Below are 2,901 nucleotides of genomic sequence, written 5' to 3'. Positions count from 1 at the left end.
CCGCCCTTCTTGAGCTTGCCGAACAGCACCTCGTCGGCCAGCGGCTTCTTGATGTGCTCCTGGATGACGCGGCCGAGCGGGCGTGCGCCCATGCGCTCGTCGTAGCCCTTGTCGGCCAGCCAGGCGATCGCGTCCGGCGACAGGTCGAAGGTAACGCCACGCTCGGAGAGCTGAGCCTCCAGCTGCATGACGAACTTCTGCACCACCTGGTGGATGACCGGCACAGGCAGCGAGCCGAACGGGATGATCGCATCCAGACGGTTGCGGAACTCCGGCGTGAACAGCCGGTTGATCGCCTCGATGTCGTCGCCCTCGCGCTTGGTCGAGCCGAAGCCGATGGCCGCGCGCTGCGCGTCCGAAGCGCCCGCATTGGTGGTCATGATCAGGATCACGTTGCGGAAGTCGATCTGCTTGCCGTTATGGTCCGTCAGCTTGCCGTGGTCCATCACCTGCAACAGGATATTGAACAGGTCCGGATGCGCCTTCTCGACCTCGTCGAGCAGCAGCACGCAATGCGGGTGCTGGTCGACGCTGTCGGTGAGCAGGCCGCCCTGGTCGAAGCCGACATAGCCGGGAGGCGCACCGATCAGTCGGCTCACCGTGTGCCGCTCCATATATTCCGACATGTCGAACCGGATCAGTTCCACGCCGAGCGAGGCAGCAAGCTGCTTGGCGACCTCGGTCTTGCCGACGCCGGTCGGGCCTGAGAACAGGTAGCAGCCGATCGGCTTTTCCGGTTCGCGCAGGCCGGCCCGCGCCAGCTTGATCGCCGAGGTCAGCGCGGTGATCGCGGTGTCCTGGCCGTAGACGACGCGCTTCAATTCGACGTCGAGGCCCTGCAGCACCTTCTCGTCGTCGGCCGAAACCGTCTTCGGTGGGATGCGCGCCATCGTGGCGATCGTCGCCTCGATCTCCTTGATGCCGATCGTCTTCTTGCGCTTGGCCTCAGGCACCAGCATCTGCGAGGCGCCGGTCTCGTCGATCACGTCGATCGCCTTGTCCGGCAGCTTGCGGTCGTTGATGTAGCGCGCCGACAGCTCGACCGAGGCCTTGATCGCTTCGGTGGTGTAGCGGACCTTGTGGAACTCCTCGAAATAGGGCTTCAGGCCCTTCATGATCTCGATGGCGTCCTCGATCGTCGGCTCGTTGACGTCGATCTTCTGGAAACGCCGCACCAGCGCGCGGTCCTTCTCGAAGAATTGGCGGAACTCCTTGTAGGTGGTTGAACCGATGCAGCGGATCGCGCCCGAAGACAGCGCCGGCTTCAAGAGGTTCGAAGCGTCCATCGCGCCGCCGGACGTGGCCCCGGCGCCGATCACCGTATGGATCTCGTCGATGAACAGCACGGCGCCCGGATAATCCTCGAGTTCCTTGACGACCTGCTTCAGCCGCTCCTCGAAATCACCGCGATAGCGGGTGCCGGCAAGCAGCGTGCCCATGTCCAGCGCGAATATGGTGGCGTCCTGCAGCACCTCGGGCACGTCGCCCTCGACGATGCGCTTGGCAAGGCCTTCGGCGATCGCGGTCTTGCCGACGCCCGGGTCACCGACATAGAGCGGGTTGTTCTTGGAGCGGCGGCACAGCACCTGGATCGTGCGGTTGATCTCGCTGTCGCGGCCGATCAGCGGATCGATCTTGCCGGCCCGAGCCTTGTTGTTGAGGTTGACGCAGTAGGCCGTTAGCGCGTCCTGCTGCTTCTTCTTACCACCCTCTTCCTGCGGCTCGGCGCCGTTCTGGTTGCCCTGCTCGTCCTCGGCGCCGCGCGGCGTGCGCGACTCCGTGGCGCCGGGGCGCTTGGCAATGCCGTGCGAGATATAGTTGACCGCGTCGTAGCGGGTCATCTGCTGTTCCTGCAGGAAATAGGCGGCGTGGCTCTCGCGCTCGGCAAAGATCGCGACGAGCACGTTGGCGCCGGAGACTTCCTCACGGCCTGACGACTGCACATGGATGACCGCACGCTGGATCACGCGCTGGAAACCGGCCGTCGGCTTGGAGTCCTCGTCGTAGCCGGTGACGAGGTTATCGAGCTCGGTGTCGATGTAGGTAAGAACGGTGTGCTTGAGCTCGTCGAGATCGACGTTGCAGGCGCGCATGACAGCGGCCGCCTCGGTGTCGTCGATCAGCGCGAGCAGCAGGTGTTCGAGCGTTGCATATTCATGATGCCGCTCGTTGGCGAATGTCAGCGCCTGATGTAGCGCCTTTTCCAGGCCTTGGGAGAAAGCCGGCATGTTACCTCACTTCTTCTCCATCACGCATTGCAGCGGATGCTGATTCTGTCGGGCGAAATCCATGACCTGAGACACCTTGGTCTCGGCCACCTCGAATGTATAAACCCCGCACTCGCCCACTCCATGATTGTGAACATGCAGCATGATGCGTGTGGCGGCTTCGCGGTCCTTCTGGAAAAAACGCTCCAGCACGTGAACCACGAACTCCATGGGAGTGTAGTCGTCGTTGAGGATGAGGACCCGATAGAGGCTGGGCTTCTTGGTCTTGGTTTTGGTGCGCGTGATGACGGCCGTGCCGCGACCGGAGTCGTTGCGGTCGCCGTCACTTTGCATTCGCACCACGTTCGCCGTGGCAGTCAAACCGATCGTCACGTAGTCCTGCCTTTTCGAATCCCCATGCGAGTTCGACATGTAGGTGTTCGATGGACGATTTTAAGCCCTTCTGTTTAGCTGACAATATGGCTAGGTGGGCAAACCTCAGCGAATTTCTCAATCGTGAATGCGGCAAGGCTTGGGCGGTTGCGGCCCGGCATGAAAAAACCCGGCCGCGCATGCGCGACCGGGTTCATTCGACGGGCCAAATAGCCCTTATAGAGGCAGTCGGGCGAAATTACTTCGCCTTGGCGACGACCGATTCGAACGGCTTGTAGGCTTCCTTGGCGAGCTCGGCATA

3 protein-coding genes are annotated in these 2,901 nt (G+C 62.4%); all 3 read right to left on the bottom strand.

Annotated features, from left to right (window positions below; all coding sequences use genetic code 11):
- Window positions 1-2,228: ATP-dependent Clp protease ATP-binding subunit ClpA (gene clpA, locus Q0L57_RS10900; RefSeq protein WP_296742435.1), on the bottom strand; the 2,228-nt coding region annotated here is incomplete at its 3' end.
- 6 nt (window positions 2,229-2,234) lie between these two features.
- Window positions 2,235-2,561, bottom strand: coding sequence for an ATP-dependent Clp protease adapter ClpS (gene clpS, locus Q0L57_RS10895; protein ID WP_296742438.1), 327 nt, complete (start codon window positions 2,559-2,561; stop codon window positions 2,235-2,237).
- Between the two features lie 113 nt (window positions 2,562-2,674).
- Window positions 2,675-2,901, bottom strand: a 227-nt coding sequence (locus Q0L57_RS10890; RefSeq protein ID WP_296742433.1) for a hypothetical protein, incomplete at its 5' end; no start/stop codon positions are given.

Source organism: Mesorhizobium sp. (assembly GCF_024509055.1).
Lineage (GTDB): Bacteria > Pseudomonadota > Alphaproteobacteria > Rhizobiales > Rhizobiaceae > Mesorhizobium.
This window is presented reverse-complemented; position numbering and strand designations above follow the sequence as displayed.